This is a genomic window from Streptomyces sp. NPDC052020 (genome assembly GCF_040680575.1).
GTDB lineage: Bacteria > Actinomycetota > Actinomycetes > Streptomycetales > Streptomycetaceae > Streptomyces.
Genome location: NZ_JBFAWY010000027.1, coordinates 70,586 through 86,338, shown reverse-complemented (window position 1 = coordinate 86,338; position 15,753 = coordinate 70,586). Strand labels below are relative to the sequence as shown.

Here is a 15,753-nt window from a genome sequence, read left to right as displayed (position 1 = left end):
CGCTCGGCGGTGCCGGGCTCCGGCCGGCCGGCCCCGGTCACGGGGTGAGGAACCCGGCGGCGGTCAGCGCCTTCTGCCCCTCGGCCGACTTCACCAGGTCGATGAAGGCCCCGGCCGTGTCGGGGTTGGGCGCGTCCCTGAGCAGGGCGATCGGATAGTCGTTGACGGCTTCGGCCGCTTCGGGGAAGTCCACGCCCTCCACCTTGTCGCCGGCCGCCCTCACATCCGTGCGGTAGACGACGGCGGCGTCGGCCTCCTTCAGCACGACCTTGGTCAGGGCGCTCTTGACGTCCTCCTCGTACGACACCGGGGTGAGCCGGAGGCCGCCGGTCTTCAGGGCGGTCTGCGCGGCGGCGCCGCACGGCACCGTCCTGTCGCACAGCACCACCTTCAGGCCCGGCCGGGTGAGGTCCCCGAGAGAGCCGATCTTGTCGGGGTTGCCGGCGAGGGTGGCGATCTCCAGGCGGTTGCGGACGAAGGTACGGGGCCGGCCCGCCGTGGCGTCCTGGTCGGTGACGGTCCGCATGGTCCCGGTGCTGGCCGCGGCGAACACGTCCGCGGGGGCGCCGCTGGCGATGCTCGCGGCGAGCGTGTCGCTGCCGCCGAAGTTGAAGGTCACCTTGGTGCCCGGGTGCTCCTTCTCGAACGTCTTCCCGAGCTTGGTGAAGCTCTCCTGGAGGGAGGCGGCGGCGAAGACGGTGATCGTGCCGGACGGTTTCGAGGAGGAGCCCGGATCGCCGGAGCCGGCGGAGGAGCAGCCGCTCAGCGCCAGCAGCGCGGCGACACCTGCGCCGGCCGCGGGCAGGGTGCGGCGGACACGGCGCGCGGAACGGGTCGTCACGGGGCCACTCTCCCTCTCTCCTCCTGGGCGGGGCACGACGGGCCGGGTCCGGGGCACGCGCCTTCGGTGCTCCGCCGATGCGTCGATCATAATTCCGCATCTGCGAGGCGCGCGTCTGCTGTCGTATCGCATGAGCCAGAGCAGGGTGGGGGAGTGGCTGGCATGTGCGTTCGTACGGAAGGGGCTCGGGGCGGTTGGCCGGGGGTCAGGCGCGGTCGATGTGGACGTTCGTCGACTTCACACGGGCGGTGGCCTCCATGCCCACCTCCAGGCCGAGTTCCTCGACCGCCTCCCGGGTCAGCAGGGAGACGAGCCGGTGGGGGCCCGCCTGGATCTCCACCTGCGCGGCGATGTCGCCGAGTTTGATCGCGGTGACGATCCCCGGGAAGGCGTTGCGGACCGAGGTGTGGGAGACGACGTCCTCCTTCCCGTCGCCGGACCGCGCGAGTTCCACCGAGAAGGCGGCCAGGTCGCGGCCGTCGACGAGCCGGCGCCCGCTCTCGTCGCGGTGGGTGGTGATCCGGCCCGCGTCGGCCCAGCGCCGGGCGGTGTCGGGGCTGACGCCGAGCAGCCGTGCCGCCTGGCCGATCGTGTAGGACTGCATGCCGGTCACGATAGGCGGCCGACGGCCGGCGGTGGTTGCGGGGTCGGGCGGCCGGCACACACGGTCGCGCCGCCCGGCGGGGCTCAGGCCGCCGTCATCACCTGGCCCGGCCCCACCGGGCGGTGGGGGGCGATGACACGGCCGTCCGGCAGGAGCTCGCCGGTGTCCTCGAAGAGGAGGACGCCGTTGCACAGCAGGCTCCATCCCTGCTCCGGGTGGTGCACCACGAGACGGGCGGACTCCCGGTCGGCGGAGGCGGCTGAGGGGCACGGTGGCTGGTGCTGGCACATGGCAGGGATCTTTCGCTCTGTCGTGGTGTCCGGGATCGCTGTCGTGTCTGTCCCGCGGCGTGAAGCGTCGTTCATGGCCGCCTCCCCCGTTGTGTAGGTCGGTCCGAACCCAGTGTTGCCCTACGGGCGTCCGTCCGCAGGGATTTCGCAGCAGCGTTACTCACAGGTTCAGGACGCGTCACCCGCCCGGACGGTTCGGCCCGGGGGGACACCCGTCCGGGTGGTTTTGGGCTAGCCGGATGGGGCTATGGGCCGGTCGTCGAACTCCCGTCTGCCTCGCGGCGCCGCGCACGCCCTCTCGCCGCACCGGGCCCTGGCCCACGTACGTCCGAGTACGAGGGTCAGGGCCCGGCACGGCGAGAGCACGCACCTGACGCCGCGAGACCCGTCCTTCGGGCGGACGACGGGAGTTCGACGACCGGCCCCTGGTCCAGCCGGGCGGGGCTGGAAGCCGCCGAGCACGAAGACGCGCGGGCCCGCTCGCCCCGGCGCCGGGACGGGGCGCCGGGACGCGCGGGCGGGAGCGGGTCGGGCCGGAGTCAGGCGGGCGAGCCGAGCAGCGGCGTCGGCGGCTCCCGGTGGGTCAGCACGGGGAGCAGGTCGGCGACCCGTACCGGCAGATGGGCCGCGATGCCGGGCGGCGCCGGCGCCAGCGGGACCAGCACGTCGGTGGCGGCCGGGTGGCCGCTGGCGGCGTCCGCGGCGCAGTCGCCGTGCAGCCACAGGGTCAGCATGTACCGGCCCGGAACGGACAGCAGCCGCGGCTGGTAGGGCTGCGGCACCGTCTCGGCCTGCCGCAGGGCGCGCTCGGTGGAGGCCACGTAGGGGCCCTCGAAGAAGTGGGAGAAGGCCCAGCCGTCGGGAGTGAGCATCGTCTCGGCCGCGGCCACCGCGTGATCGCCGCAGCGGATCAGGAAGCGCCAGCCGGTCAGCCGGGTCACCAGGGTGCCGTCGGCGGAGATCCGGTCCAGTACGTGCACCGGCAGCGGCAGCTCGGGTGTCGCGGGCCCCTGGGCGGCCAGCAGGGAGGGCGTTCGGGCTTCGCGGACCGCGGTGGGAGAGGAGAGCGCGGTGAGCACGGAGCGAAGTGCGGGCGCGGGAGCCGGGGGGACATGCAGCGGCATGATGGGTCGCCTCTCATTTCGAAGGCACGATGGCGCGAGGGCGTGCGTGGGCGGGGCGGACGACGCTGTCAGCTCACGAGGGCAGAGAGGCAGGGGCCGGGTCTGGGTTCTGAGAACTCTGAGAATGCGAGGGAGGCGAGGCCTGCCGCTCGTCACGCCGAGGGGCCGGATCCTTCGACCGTGGGCGCCAACCTGCTGCCGTGTCGCGGAGTTTATACGACATGTGTTCAGCCTGTGTTTCATCTAGCCGTTCCCGGCAAGCAGAACAAGGGTACATTCGGTCGGCGGTATGCGGGAATCATCCGGATTCCAGGCCAGCTGCGCGGCCGTGACCTCGGGAAATGCGCAGCGGGCGGTCGGCCAATTGTCGTCGGCGTTTTTCACGAGTTGCCGAGACCCGGAAACTGCGGCATGCGGCATGCCCGGTGAATGTGCCACCGGTCACATCGGCCCAGCGTAGCGGGTGCCGGGGCGCCGCGGGGACGTTATCGATCGCTTCGGCGGGGCATCATCCCACGTGACCGCGACAACGGCGCACGGCCGTCGGCGCGCCGACTCCGAGGAAGGGATGCTTCGATGGGAGAGAAGGTCGTGGCGGGTCAGTTCGACCTGTCCGATCGCCAGCGCTACCGGGGCAAGCTCCGTCGGTGCCTGACGGGCCTGGAGCGACTCCTGGCGGAGCAGCGGTTCGATCGTCCGAAGAACTTGATGGGGCTGGAGATCGAATTGAATCTCGTCGGCTCCGACGGCATGCCCAAGATGTTGAATGCGCAAGTCCTCGAACGTATCGCGAGCCGCGACTTCCAAACCGAACTCGCGATGTTCAACCTGGAGGTCAACATAGCTCCCCATCGGCTGGGGGGACGGGTATTCGACCGGTTGTCCGAGGAAATCCGCACCTCTTTGGCATATGCCGACCGGAAGGCCGGCGAGCTCGCCGCGGGGATCGTGATGATCGGCATTCTGCCGACGCTCGACCGCGACGACCTCGTCTCGTCCAACCTCTCCGAGGTCGACCGCTACACCCTGCTCAACGACCAGATCGTGGCCGCCCGCGGCGAGGACTTCCGGCTCGACATCGACGGTGTCGAGCACCTGACGTGCACCTCGAGGTCGATCGCCCCGGAGGCCGCGTGCACCTCCGTGCAGCTGCACCTCCAGGTGACGCCGGACCGTTTCGCCGGTGTGTGGAACGCCGCCCAGGCGGTCGCGGCCGCGCAGATCGCCGTCGGCGCCAACGCGCCCTTCCTGTTCGGCCGCGAGCTGTGGCGCGAGTCGCGGCCCCCGCTGTTCCAGCAGGCCACCGACACGCGCCCGCCCGAGCTCCAGGCGCAGGGCGTGCGGCCCCGCACCTGGTTCGGGGAGCGGTGGATCTCCTCGGCGTACGACCTCTTCGAGGAGAACCTGCGCTATTTCCCGGCGCTGCTGCCGATCTGCGACGACGAGGACCCGCTGGAGGTCCTGGACGCGGGAGGCGTCCCCAAGCTCGCCGAACTGGTCCTGCACAACGGCACCGTCTACCGCTGGAACCGGCCCGTCTACGACATCGCCGACGGCGTGCCGCACCTGCGCGTGGAGAACCGGGTGCTGCCCGCCGGCCCCACCGTCACCGACGTCATCGCCAACGCGGCCTTCTACTACGGCGTCGTCCGCGCCCTCGCCGAGGAGTCGCGGCCGGTGTGGACCCGGCTGCCGTTCGAGGCCGCCGCCGCCAACTTCGAGGCGGCCTGCCGCCACGGCATCGACGCCCGCTTCACCTGGCCCCGTCGCGGCCGCTACGGGGGCACGACGGAGGTCGACGCCGTCAGCCTCGTACGCGACGAACTGCTCCCGCTGGCGGAGGCCGGGCTGGACGCCTGGGGGATCGAGCCGGCCGACCGGGACCTGTACCTGGGCGTGATCGACGAGCGGTGCCGGCGCCGGGTGAACGGGGCGTCCTGGCAGTCCGCCACCTTCCACCGGGCGCTGGAGACGGGTCTGTCCCGCCAGGCCGCGCTGGCCGCCACGACCCGGCGGTACCACGAGCTCATGCGCCAGGGGGAGCCGGTCCACCTGTGGCCGGTGGGCCTGCCGGAGCCGGTGCCGCTGGGCTGACCGAGGGCCGCCGGGGGCCGCCTGATACGGATGGGGCAAGCTGTGACACCCATGACGGTGTGCCCTGAAGGCAGTGTGCGGGCGGAGGCGGGCGGCGGTGGCCGGAACTATTGCTCACGAACGGCTCACACGGCGGGCCCTGCGCGACGAGACCCTGCTCGTGCTCGGCCTGTCGCTCGGCGCGAGCGGCGTCTCCGCCCTGATCAGCTTCATCGGCTCGGTCACCAGGCCGGGCGGGCTCAAGGACCAGGCGGCGACCCTCAACGCCTCGGCCGCGCCGGGGCGTCCCTGGCTGGACCTCGCCTGGCAGCTGTTCGGGATCGCCACGGCGCTGGTGCCGGTCGCCCTCGCCGCCCACTTCCTGCTCCGTGAGGGGGCGAGCCTGCGCACCCTGGGTTTCGACCGCGCCCGGCCGTGGCCGGACCTGGGCCGCGGGGCGGTGATCGCGGCCGTCATCGGCAGCACCGGCATCGCCTTCTACCTGGCCGCCCGGGGACTGGGCTTCAACCTCACCGTGGTGCCCGAGGCGCTGCCCGACGTGTGGTGGAAGTATCCGGTGCTGGTGCTGTCGGCGGTGCAGAACGCCGTCCTGGAGGAGGTGCTCGTCGTCGGTTACCTGCTGCGGCGGCTGGACCAGCTGGGCTGGTCGCCGGGCGCGGCACTGGCGGGCAGTTCGGTGCTGCGCGGGTCGTACCACCTCTACCAGGGCATCGGCGGCTTCGTCGGCAATCTCGCCATGGGTGTGGTCTTCGTGTACCTGTACCGCCGCTGGGGCCGGGTGGGGCCCCTGGTCGTGGCGCACTCCCTGCTCGACATCGGGGCGTTCGTCGGTTACGCGCTGCTGGCGGGGAAGGTGGGCTGGCTGCCGACGGCGTGAGCCTGGGGCGAAGGGAATGCGGGGGTTCCGACGGGAGCGGAGGGCTGCGGGAGAGCACCGGGGGATGTACGGGGCCGGGAACCGGGGCTCGGGCCCCGGGGGGCGTACGGGCTTCGCGTACGCCCCCCTTCTGTGTGCCGGGGTTCCGTTGCCCAGGCCCTTCCGGCTGTTCAGGCCCTTCCGGGTGTTCAGGCGAGCAGCTCGCCCTCGATCACCGTCACCGCGTGCCCGCTCAGCAGTGTGCGGTCGCCGTGCAGTTCGGTGCGGACGAGGCCGGAGCGGGGAGAGGCCTGGAGGCCGGTGAGGCCGGGGCGGCCCAGGCGCTCGGACCAGAACGGGGCGAGGGCGGTGTGGGCGCTGCCGGTGACCGGGTCCTCGTCGATGCCCACGTTGGGGAAGAAGCACCGGGAGACGAAGTCGTATCCGAGGGCGGGGTCCTCGGCCCGGGCGGTGGCGATGATGCCCCGCTCCGAGTAGGCCGCGAGGGCCTTGAGGTCGGGTGCGAGGCCGTGCACGGTCTTCTCGTCGGCGACCTCGACGAGCAGGTCGCCGAGGTTGGGGCCGGTGTCGAGGACGGCGCGCGGCTCGGTGCCCAGGGCTTCGGCGACGCCCTGCGGGATCCGGACCGGTGTCAGGGGCGCGGTGGGGAAGTCGAGCGTGATCGAGCCGTCCTCGCGCGGTGTGGCGACGAGGACGCCGCTGCGGGTGGCGAACCGCACCGGGCCTTCATGGGCGCCGGTGGTGTGCAGGACGTGGGCCGTGGCGAGCGTCGCGTGGCCGCACATCGCCACCTCGGTGGCGGGCGTGAACCAGCGCAGCGCCCAGTCGGCCTCGCCGCCCTCGGGCAGGCGGTGGGCGAACGCGGTCTCGGCGTGGTTGACCTCCAGGGCGACCTGCTGGAGCCAGTCGTCGTCCGGGAAGACGTCGAGAAGCAGGACTCCGGCGGGGTTGCCGGCGAAGGGCCGGTCGGTGAAGGCGTCGACGATTCGAATGCGCATGGCAGGACGCTAAAGGCTGCGCGAAGGCCCGCGCCAAGGCCAATCGGCGTCGACTGGACCGGTCGGCGGACGGCGGCCGGCGGACGCCTGGCGTGGTGACGGCGGGGGGCGCGGGCGGCAGGCCGGCGCGATGATCGCATCGAATGCCAAGGGCGACCTCCGTTCCTGTCTCCAGTCCGCCCGCGACGCCCTGCTGTGGAAGCTGGACGGGCTCGGCGAGTACGACGTCCGCCGCCCGCTGACACCGACCGGCACCGACCTCCTGGGCCTGGTCGAGCATGTGGCCGCCATCGAACTGGGGTACTTGGGCGACGTCTTCGGACGGCCGTCCGGTGAACCGCTGCCCTGGCTGGAGGACGGCACCGAACCCCACGCGGACATGTGGGCCACCGCCGGGGAGACACGCGCGTCCGCCGTGGCGCTGTACCGGCGGGCATGGGCGCGTGCGGACGCGACGATCGACGCGCCGGCGCTGGACACGGTCGGCACGGTGCCGTGGTGGCCGGACGGCCGGAAGGAGGTGACGCTGCAACAAGCCGTCGTGCGCGTACTCGCCGACGCGCACCGGCACGCCGGGCACGCCGGGCACGCCGGGCACGCCGGCATCGTCCGGGAACTGATCGACGGCGCCGTCGGGGTGCACCAGGGCGACGACGGGCCGGCCGCGGGCGACTCCGCGTGGCGGGAGAGCCACCGCGGCCGGCTGGAGCGTGCGGCCCGGGACGCGGACCGGGGGGCGCGTGACACCGGACCGGATGGGGTGAGACGGCGGACCGGCCCGCATGCGGGCCGGGGCCGGAGCCGGTGCGCCGCACCGTTCGCGTCCCTCAGCCGAGACGGAACTCGTTCAGTCGAGACAGAACTCGTTGCCCTCGACGTCCTGCATCACGATGCACGACTCGTTCACGCCATCGGCGCGCAGCAGCCGCACGCGTACCGCCCCGAGCGCGACCAGTCGCGCGCATTCGGCCTCGAGCGCGGCGAGCCGCTCCTCACCCACGAGCCCGGTGCCGACCCGCACGTCAAGGTGCACCCGGTTCTTGACGACCTTGCCTTCGGGAACGCGCTGGAAGAACAGTCGCGGGCCCACGCCTGAGGGATCGACGCAGGCGAACGCCGAACCCTGTCGCTCGGGCGGCAGCGAGCGATCGAAATCGGCCCAGCTGGCGAACCCCTCCGGCGGCGGCGGTACGACGTACCCCAGCACCTCGCACCAGAAACGAGCGACGCGCTCAGGGTCCGCGCAGTCGAAAGTGACTTGGAACTGCTTGATCGACGCCATCGCTCCACCATAGTGGCGCGCGCTGTCCACCGAGACCTGGGGTGCCATCGGGAAACGGGTCATCTGCCTTGCTGCCGGGGAAAGTTCGCGGGAGACCGGTTGGACGGGCGGGCAGGGGCGCGTCATCGGCCGGGGGTTGTCGCAAGGAGAGTAACGATATATCGTTGAAGCATCGCGACAGATCAATGATGGAATGGAGTGAGAGCGATGCGTACCCACGGATACGAGCGCGGACACGGTGGACACGGCGGCCCGTTCGGGCACGGCCGAGGCGGTTTCGAGGGGCTGCGGGCGGCCTTCGGCCCGTTCGGGCCCGGCGGGCCCGGCGGCCCCGGTGGCTTCGGGCCGGGCTTCGGCCCCGGGCCCTGGGGCGGGCGCGGGCGTGGCGGTCCCAGGGGCCGCGCCCGTCGCGGTGACGTACGGGCGTCGATCCTGGCCCTGCTGAAGGACCGGCCGATGCACGGCTACGAGATGATCCAGGAGATCGCCGAGCGCAGCGGCGGGGCCTGGAAGCCCAGCCCCGGCTCGGTCTACCCCACTCTCCAGCTGCTGGAGGACGAGGGGCTGATCGTCAGCGCGAGCGAGGGCGGCAAGAAGCTGTTCTCCCTCACCGAGGCGGGCCGCGCCGCCGCCGGCGAAGGTCGCGAGGCGCCTTGGGAGGAGGCCACGCGCGGGGTCGACTGGGAGGCCCTCAACGACATCCGGCAGGCCGGTTTCGGGCTGATGGAAGCCTTCGGGCAGGTGTGGAAGACGGGCAGCAAGGAGCAGCGCGAAAAGGCGCTCGCCGTCATCGGCGAAGCCCGCAAGAAGCTGTACCTGATCCTGGCCGACGAGGACTGAACGGCCCGGTGCCGGGCGGAGATCCGGCGCGGCGCCCCGTGGAGCGATCCGCGGGGAGCCAGGTGCGAGTCGCCGGGCCCGCTCCTGCTCGGCTCGCGGCCGGGGCTTGATCTCATCCCTGAGGAGGAGATACCGGCCCGTGATGTCCACTCCGCGTGGGACGTGGAAATGCTTCCCCTTGGGGATGACCTGGCCGTTAGCGGCTGATGAGCTGGGAGATGTGCACTCCCGTATCCCCCGGCAGTCGGCCGGTGAGCAAGACGGCCGGCGCCCGGACGGCGGCGGTCACGGTGTCCGGGCCGGCGCCGAGCTGGCATCGGTGGTCTCCGCCGCGCGCCGCCGTGCGGTGCGGGACGGGGACCGGCACGTCGACACGGCGCATCTGCTGCACTCGCTCCTCGAATACGACCCCGAGGCGCGGGCCGTGCTCGGCGAGGGACCGCACCTCGCCCGCCTGCTCGGCTACCTCGTGCAGCGCAGCATCGGCTATGGCCTGCGCTGGCAGAGCGGCGTCGAGGACTCGGGCGCCGTCCCCGTCGTGACCGAGGCCGCGGGCTTCTCGCCGCTGGCCGCCGCGGCCATGGAGTACGCGGGCGAACGCGCGGCCCGCCGGGGCGGTGCCGGGGCCCGCGGCGTCGACCTGCTCGCGGCGATCGTCGTCGATCCCCAGGCCCGCGCCGTCGAGGTGCTGGACCGCGCCGGGATCGATCCCCGGGCGGTGTTCGCACGCGCCGGGGAGCATGCCGGGCCCCACCCGTGACGGAGTGCCGGGCGCGGCCCGGCACGTCCAGCGCGTGAGACAGGTGTCATGAGGGGTGACGCTCATGTCATTGCCTGTCATCATGTGCCGGTGCATACGTCTGACAGCAGTCGCGGCAGCCACGGCAAGGGCGTCGGGCTCGGTCTCGCGCTCGTGTCCGCGGTCGCCTTCGGGGGCTCCGGTGTAGCGGCCAAGCCGTTGATCGAGGCGGGTCTGGACCCCCTCCATGTGGTGTGGCTGCGCGTGGCGGGCGCGGCCCTGGTGATGCTGCCGCTCGCCGTGCGGCACCGCGCGCTGCTGCGGCGCCGCCCGGGGCTGCTGGCCGGTTTCGGGCTGCTCGCCGTCGCCGGCGTCCAGGCCTGCTACTTCGCCGCGATCTCCCGCGTCCCCGTCGGCGTCGCCCTGCTCGTGGAGTACCTGGCGCCCGCCCTGGTGCTGGGCTGGGTCCGGTTCGTGCAGCGGCGGCCGGTAACCCGCGCCGCCGCGCTCGGCGTGGTCCTGGCGGTCGGCGGGCTCGCCTGCGTCGTCCAGGTCTGGTCGGGGCTGAGCTTCGACGCCCTCGGCCTGCTGCTGGCCCTCGGCGCCGCCTGCTGCCAGGTCGGTTACTTCGTCCTGTCCGACCAGGGCAGCGACGCCGGCGACGAGGCGCCCGACCCGCTCGGCGTCATCGCGTACGGCCTGCTGGTCGGCGCCGTGGTGCTCACCGTCGTCGCCCGTCCCTGGGGCATGGACTGGTCCGTGCTCGCGGGCACCGCCTCCATGAACGGCACCCCCGTCGCCGCCGTCGTGCTGCTGGCCTGGATCGTGCTCGTCGCCACGGTCGCCGCGTACGTCACCGGCGTGCTCTCCGTGCGCCGGCTCTCGCCGCAGGTCGCCGGTGTCGTGGCGTGCCTGGAAGCGGTCATCGCCACCGTCCTGGCCTGGGTGCTGCTCGGCGAGCACCTCTCGGCGCCGCAGCTCTTCGGCGGCGCGGTGGTCCTGCTGGGCGCCTTCATCGCGCAGGCGTCGGCACCCGCGAAGGGCGGCGCGGACCCGGTGGCGAGCGGCGGCCCGGAACGGGAACTGTCCACCCGGGGTACGGCCGCCTGAGGCGGAGCGGCCGGCGCGGCCCTGGCCGGTGGCGGCGCCCTTCGGCCGGACCGTGCCTGCCGCCCTGCCCGGGGGCGGGTCGGTGAACCGGCGGTGGACCCGGTGGGTGGCCGGTGGGTGGCCGGGTGCCGGTCCGTGACTGGTTCGGCGGCCGGACCGTGGCTTCGGTGGGTGGCCGGTTCGGTGGCCGGTCCCTGACTGGTGCCCGTGTCCGGTCCGTGGCCAGACCACGGCCGGTGGGGTGGCCGGGCTCTGGCCGGTCCGGTGGCCGCTGTGGAAATCCGGTGCCCCGCGGCCTAAGGTGCCGATCATGCATTCGGACGCACGCGTTCTTCCGCCCCCGGCCGCCTGAGGCGGGCGGCCCCTGGAAGCAGCCCGGCAGGCCGCCGGGCCGGACCGTGCTGCCCGCAGACGTGGTCCGTGGACCCCGCGCGGCCCGATGTGCGCCCGGGGTCCTTTCCGAACGTCCGCGCCCTGTGCGCGTCTGCGGAGAGAACTCGTGTCGAATGCCGTCTCCGGCCTGCCCGTCGGGCGTGGCCTCCTCTACCTGATCATCGCCGGTGCCGCCTGGGGCACCGCGGGCGCCGCCGCCTCGCTGGTCTACCGGGCCAGTGACATGGGGCCCGTCGCCCTCTCCTTCTGGCGCTGCGCCTGCGGGCTGGTGCTGCTGCTCGCCGCCCGCCCGCTGCTGCGCCCGCGCGCCCGGGCCGGGGGGTCCGCCGGGTCCGCCGGATCCGCGCCGCTCGGCGGGCGTCTGCTGCGGGCCACGGCCACCGGGCTGGGCCTCGCGGTGTTCCAGACCGCGTACTTCGCCGCGGTGCGGTCCACCGGGCTCGCCGTGGCGACCGTCGTCACCCTGGGCGCCGGCCCGGTGTTCATCGCGATCGGCGCGCGGCTGACCCTCGCGGAGCGTCTCGGCCGGGGCGGGACCGCCGCCGTCGCCGGGGCGCTGACGGGGCTCGCCGTGCTCGTCCTCGGGGGCAGTGACGCCTCCGTGCGCCCCTGGGGCGTGATCTGGGCGCTGCTGTCCGCGGCCGGTTACTCGGTGATGACGCTGCTGACCCGGCGGTGGGGCCGGGACGGCGGGACGGACGGCGCGAGCGCGTCCGCCGGGGCGTTCGCCGTCACCAGCCTGTGCCTGCTGCCCTTCGCGCTGGCCGAGGGGCTGGTGCCGCACACCGTTCAGCCCGTCCGGCTGCTGTGGCTGCTGGCCTATGTCGCGGCTATCCCCACGGCCCTCGCCTACGGCCTGTACTTCGCGGGCGCCGCCGTCGTACGGTCGGCCACCGTGTCCGTGATCATGTTGCTGGAGCCGGTCGCCGCGGCGGCCCTCGCGGTGCTCCTGCTCGGCGAGCGCCTCACGGCGGCGACCCTGGCCGGCACCCTGCTGCTGCTCGGCTCGGTCGCGGGGCTCGCGGTGGGGGAGGCACGGGCGGCGCGGGCGGCCGCCGGGTGACCCTGCGGCCGCGCCGGCGGTGAAGGGCCCCTCCGGTGGAAGGGCCCTTCGGTCAGGCTTCGCGGCGGTGCGGCAGGTGGGCGCGCGCCGCCGCGTCGCCCGGGCCGCCCCGCCGCGCGGGTTCGGCCGCGATCCGGTCCTGGACCTCCTCGGTCCGCTGGCCCGCGTACGTGAACGCGGCCCGGACGCCGGTCACTTCCAGCCGCGGGAGTCGTGGACCGACAGCCGCCGCCGCCACGCCGTGTCCTCGCGGGGCGCGTCCCAGGGGCGGATCAGCCTCACAGGTCCGCCAGATAGCCGGGCAGCTCGGTGCCGGGCGCCAGCCGCGGGTCCGGGACCGGGGACTCGTAGCCCTTGCGCAGCGGGACGACACCGGCCCAGTGCGGCAGGGCGTAGTCCTCCGGGTCGTCGTTGACGCCGCCGGTGCGGGCCTTGGCGGAGACCTCGTTCAAATCCAGGCTGAGGACGGCGGTGGCGGCCAGTTCCTTCCTGTTGGCCGGCCGGGAGTCGCGCGAGCGGCCCGGTACGACGTGGTCGACGAGGGCGTCCAGGGCCCGCAGCTTCTCCTCGGGGTCCGTCACGTCGTGAGCGGTGCCGTGCACCACGACCGAGCGGTAGTTGATCGAGTGGTGGAAGCCGGAGCGGGCCAGCACCAGCGCGTCGACGTGGGTGACCGTCAGGCACACCGGCAGTCCCGGGTCGTTCTGCCCGGCCATGCGCAGCGGGCGCGACCCCGTCGAGCCGTGCACGTAGAGCCGCTCGCCGACCCGGCCGTACAGCGTCGGCAGCACCACCGGGGCGCCGTCGCGGACGAAGCCGAGGTGGCAGACGTAGCCCTCGTCGAGGATCGCGTGCACCAGGTCCTTGTCGTACGAGGCGCGGTCCGCGGAGCGGGTGGGGACGGTGCGGTCGGTGCGGGCGTAGGCGGTGGCGGCGCCGGACGGCGTCTGCTGCGTCCCCTGCATGGCGGTCTCCATTGCACTAGTGCATAATTGGTTTTGTGCTAGGAGAATATCGGATCACCGGGCGGCGCGCTGCCGAGATTTCCGCGAGCGTCGAGCGGGCGGTCGCGTGCGGGGAGCTGGAGCCGGGCCAACCGCTGCCGCCCATGCGGGAACTGGCCGAGCGGCTCGGTGTGAACCCCAACACCGTCGCCGCCGCCTACCGCACCCTGCGCGAGCGCGGGGTGATCGAGACCGCCGGGCGGCGCGGCAGCCGGGTGCGGTCCACCCCGGCCACCACCGGGCGCGAGTTCATCCGCGTGGAGGTGCCGGAGGGGACGCGGGACGTGTCCGCCGGCAACCCCGATCCGGCGCTGCTGCCCCCGCTGGCGCCGGCCTTCGCCGCGGCGGCCGAGCGGGGCGACCGGGAACCGGTCCTGTACGGGGACGCGCCGGTCGAGCCGGAGCTGGAGCGCCTCGCACGGGCCGAGCTGGACGCCGACGGGGTGCCCGGCGGGCCCGTGGCCGTCACGTCCAGTTCGCTGGACGCGATGGAGCGGGTGCTGGCGGCCCACCTGAAACCGGGGGACCCGGTCGCGGTCGAGGACCCGGGGTGGGGCAGCCTGCTCGACCTCGTCCCGGCGCTCGGGCTGCGCACGGTCCCGGTCGGTGTCGACGACGACGGGCCGCTCGCCGGCGACGTGCGCCGGGCCCTGGCCGGCGGGGCGCGCGCCCTCATCGTCACCGACCGGGCGCAGAACCCGACGGGCGCGGCGGTGAGCGCCTCACGCGCGCGCGTGCTGCGCTCCCTGCTCCGCGAGCATCCGGAGACGCTGCTCATCGAGGACGACCATGGTCACCGGATCGTCGACCTGCCCCTGCATCCCCTCGCCGGCGCGACCCGCAGCTGGGCCTTCGTCCGCTCGGCCGCCAAGGCGTACGGCCCCGATCTGCGGCTCGCCGTGCTCACCGGGGACGCCGTTACGCTCGACCGGGTCCGCGGACGGCAGCGGCTGGGCCCCGGCTGGGTCAGCCGGGTCACCCAGCGCGCCGTCGCGCGGCTGTGGGCCGAGGGCGCCGTGGACGCGCGGGCGGTGGCGGCGGCGTACGGACGGCGTCGCGACGCGCTGATCGGCGCGCTCGCGGAACGCGGGGTCACGGCGCACGGCCGCAGCGGCATGAACGTCTGGATCCCCGTGCCGGACGAGACCGGTGCCGTCGCCCGGCTGCTGCACGCCGGCTGGGCCGTCGCCCCCGGCGCCCGCTTCCGGATGCACGCCCCGCCCGGCATCCGGATCACCGTCTCGACGCTGGGCGCCCGGGAGGCGGGGCCGCTGGCGGACGCCGTGGCCTCCGCGCTGGGGGCCGGGGCGGGACGGGGCCACGTCTGAGCGGGTGAGGGCGGGCAGGCCTCCTTTTTTTTTGAGCCGGGCGGCCCCGCCGTCGCTAGGCGCCCGTGGCACGCGCCTCCTCCTCCCGCTGTCCGGCGCGCGCCTCGCCGGTACCGGCCGGCCCGCTCCCGCGCATCAGGATCCGCGAGCCCGGTGCCCGGCCCGTGCCGCCGCGGGGCCGGGCCCGCGTCAGCGCCGCGCCCGCCAGGACGATCAGCGCGCCCACCGGTGTCGACCACGTCAGGGACTCGCCGAGCAGGGCGACGCCCGCGGCCGTGGCGATGACCGGGATGAAATAGGTGACCATCTGGGCGGTCGTCGGACCGACCTCGGCGACCAGTCCGTACTGGATCAGCACGGCGAGCCCGGTACCGAGCGCGCCCAGCGCCGCCACCGCCAGCAGCGGGACGGCCGGGAACCGGGCCGGCACCGTGGTGAACAGCGGCGTCACCACGGCGAGCTGGACGGTGGCGAGCAGCAGTTGCGCGCCCGTCAGGGACAGGTTCGAGTGGCCGGAGCCGGCCAGGGTGCGGCGGACGTAGATCCAGCCGATGGGATAGCTGAGGGAGGCCAGCAGGGCCAGGGCCGTGCCGGTGGCGTCCAGGCCGTCGAAGCCGTGCCAGACGCCGAGCACGGTCAGCACCCCCAGAAAGCCGATGCCGAGCCCCGCCACCCGCAGCCGGGTGGGCCGGTCCTCGGACAGCGCGACGCAGGACAGCACCATGCCCCACAGGGGAGAGGTCGCGTTGCAGATGCCCGCCAGCGTCGACGGGATCGTCAGTTCCGCGTAGGCGAACAGGGAGAACGGCAGCGCGTTGAGCAGGAACCCGGCGACCGCGAGATGGGCCCACGTCCGGGCGCCGCGCGGCAGCCGCTCCCGCCGCACCGCCATCGCCGCCGCGAGCACCGCCGTACCGAACACCAGCCGGCCGAGCGTGACCTGGAACGGGGCGTACGCCCGCGTGCCCACCTTGATCAGCAGGAAGCTGAAGCCCCAGACCAGACAGAGGGCCGCGAAACGCAGCCGCCAGTCGAGAGCGGGGCGGGCGCAGGGGCGGGGGCGGGCGCGCGGGACGGTGATCTCACTGCTCATGCGGGCCACGATGGGGCACGGATTCTCGTAGCACAATCGAGAATTCGCGAGCGATATCTCGTAGCATCGCTTA

The 15,753-nt window shown here is 73.8% G+C and carries 16 protein-coding genes and 1 pseudogene; 8 read left to right on the top strand and 9 right to left on the bottom strand.

The features are described 5' to 3' along the window. Positions 1 to 37: 37 nt before the first annotated feature. The 4 genes from modA to AB0L74_RS25215 form a co-directional block, all read right to left on the bottom strand. Positions 38 to 841: a molybdate ABC transporter substrate-binding protein gene (modA, locus tag AB0L74_RS25230; RefSeq protein WP_365656597.1), complete on the bottom strand. Its 804-nt coding sequence runs from the start codon at positions 839 to 841 to the stop codon at positions 38 to 40. A 205-nt stretch (positions 842 to 1,046) separates the two neighbouring features. Next, positions 1,047 to 1,445: a helix-turn-helix transcriptional regulator gene (locus tag AB0L74_RS25225; RefSeq protein WP_365656594.1), complete on the bottom strand. Its 399-nt coding sequence runs from the start codon at positions 1,443 to 1,445 to the stop codon at positions 1,047 to 1,049. An 83-nt stretch (positions 1,446 to 1,528) separates the two neighbouring features. After that, positions 1,529 to 1,735, bottom strand: coding sequence for a DUF5999 family protein (locus tag AB0L74_RS25220; RefSeq protein WP_365656591.1), 207 nt, complete (start codon positions 1,733 to 1,735; stop codon positions 1,529 to 1,531). Positions 1,736 to 2,274: 539 nt separating this feature from the next. Continuing rightward, the gene (locus AB0L74_RS25215; protein WP_365656588.1) at positions 2,275 to 2,859 is read right to left on the bottom strand and encodes a hypothetical protein; all 585 of its coding nucleotides are present in this window, start codon (positions 2,857 to 2,859) and stop codon (positions 2,275 to 2,277) included. Positions 2,860 to 3,435: 576 nt separating this feature from the next. On the opposite strand from AB0L74_RS25215, the gene AB0L74_RS25210 reads away from it, so the two are divergent. Together AB0L74_RS25210 and AB0L74_RS25205 are read left to right on the top strand one after the other, a co-directional pair. Next, a complete protein-coding gene (locus tag AB0L74_RS25210; RefSeq protein ID WP_365656585.1) occupies positions 3,436 to 4,953 on the top strand; it encodes a glutamate--cysteine ligase in 1,518 nt (505 codons plus the stop codon). A gap of 97 nt (positions 4,954 to 5,050) precedes the next feature. Continuing rightward, complete coding sequence (locus AB0L74_RS25205; protein ID WP_365656582.1) at positions 5,051 to 5,830, top strand: type II CAAX endopeptidase family protein; 780 nt, start codon at positions 5,051 to 5,053, stop codon at positions 5,828 to 5,830. A gap of 188 nt (positions 5,831 to 6,018) precedes the next feature. Here the strand turns inward: AB0L74_RS25205 and AB0L74_RS25200 are convergent, their stop codons facing one another. Further along, positions 6,019 to 6,828: a PhzF family phenazine biosynthesis protein gene (locus tag AB0L74_RS25200; RefSeq protein WP_365656579.1), complete on the bottom strand. Its 810-nt coding sequence runs from the start codon at positions 6,826 to 6,828 to the stop codon at positions 6,019 to 6,021. A gap of 130 nt (positions 6,829 to 6,958) precedes the next feature. On the opposite strand from AB0L74_RS25200, the pseudogene AB0L74_RS25195 reads away from it, so the two are divergent. Then, positions 6,959 to 7,567: pseudogene (locus tag AB0L74_RS25195) on the top strand (DinB family protein); the annotation flags it as partial. A 108-nt stretch (positions 7,568 to 7,675) separates the two neighbouring features. Here AB0L74_RS25195 and AB0L74_RS25190 read toward each other — a convergent pair. Further along, the gene (locus AB0L74_RS25190) at positions 7,676 to 8,110 is read right to left on the bottom strand and encodes a VOC family protein (RefSeq protein ID WP_365656576.1); all 435 of its coding nucleotides are present in this window, start codon (positions 8,108 to 8,110) and stop codon (positions 7,676 to 7,678) included. 207 nt (positions 8,111 to 8,317) lie between these two features. Here AB0L74_RS25190 and AB0L74_RS25185 point away from each other — a divergent pair, with 207 nt between their 5' ends. The 4 genes from AB0L74_RS25185 to AB0L74_RS25170 all read left to right on the top strand — a co-directional run bounded on the left by AB0L74_RS25185 (position 8,318) and on the right by AB0L74_RS25170 (position 12,255). Then, positions 8,318 to 8,950 carry a PadR family transcriptional regulator gene (locus tag AB0L74_RS25185; RefSeq protein ID WP_365656573.1) on the top strand — a complete coding sequence of 211 codons (633 nt, stop codon included), beginning with the start codon at positions 8,318 to 8,320 and terminating at the stop codon, positions 8,948 to 8,950. A gap of 220 nt (positions 8,951 to 9,170) precedes the next feature. Next, positions 9,171 to 9,710 (top strand): Clp protease N-terminal domain-containing protein, encoded by a 540-nt coding sequence (locus AB0L74_RS25180; protein WP_365656569.1) that lies wholly within the window; start codon positions 9,171 to 9,173, stop codon positions 9,708 to 9,710. An 84-nt stretch (positions 9,711 to 9,794) separates the two neighbouring features. After that, the gene (locus AB0L74_RS25175) at positions 9,795 to 10,799 is read left to right on the top strand and encodes an EamA family transporter (protein WP_365656567.1); all 1,005 of its coding nucleotides are present in this window, start codon (positions 9,795 to 9,797) and stop codon (positions 10,797 to 10,799) included. Positions 10,800 to 11,298: 499 nt separating this feature from the next. Further along, a complete protein-coding gene (locus AB0L74_RS25170; RefSeq protein ID WP_365656564.1) occupies positions 11,299 to 12,255 on the top strand; it encodes an EamA family transporter in 957 nt (318 codons plus the stop codon). A gap of 52 nt (positions 12,256 to 12,307) precedes the next feature. Here AB0L74_RS25170 and AB0L74_RS25165 read toward each other — a convergent pair whose 3' ends face one another. Together AB0L74_RS25165 and AB0L74_RS25160 are read right to left on the bottom strand one after the other, a co-directional pair. Beyond that, positions 12,308 to 12,493 carry a hypothetical protein gene (locus AB0L74_RS25165; protein ID WP_365656562.1) on the bottom strand — a complete coding sequence of 62 codons (186 nt, stop codon included), beginning with the start codon at positions 12,491 to 12,493 and terminating at the stop codon, positions 12,308 to 12,310. 40 nt (positions 12,494 to 12,533) lie between these two features. Continuing rightward, positions 12,534 to 13,220 (bottom strand): pyridoxamine 5'-phosphate oxidase family protein, encoded by a 687-nt coding sequence (locus tag AB0L74_RS25160; protein WP_365656560.1) that lies wholly within the window; start codon positions 13,218 to 13,220, stop codon positions 12,534 to 12,536. A 35-nt stretch (positions 13,221 to 13,255) separates the two neighbouring features. Between AB0L74_RS25160 and AB0L74_RS25155 the strand changes: the two genes are divergently transcribed. After that, complete coding sequence (locus tag AB0L74_RS25155) at positions 13,256 to 14,587, top strand: aminotransferase class I/II-fold pyridoxal phosphate-dependent enzyme (RefSeq protein WP_365656558.1); 1,332 nt, start codon at positions 13,256 to 13,258, stop codon at positions 14,585 to 14,587. A gap of 55 nt (positions 14,588 to 14,642) precedes the next feature. On the opposite strand, the gene AB0L74_RS25150 is transcribed toward AB0L74_RS25155, so the two are convergent. After that, positions 14,643 to 15,680, bottom strand: a complete 1,038-nt coding sequence (locus AB0L74_RS25150; RefSeq protein ID WP_365656556.1) for a DMT family transporter — start codon at positions 15,678 to 15,680, stop codon at positions 14,643 to 14,645. Positions 15,681 to 15,753 lie beyond the last annotated feature (73 nt).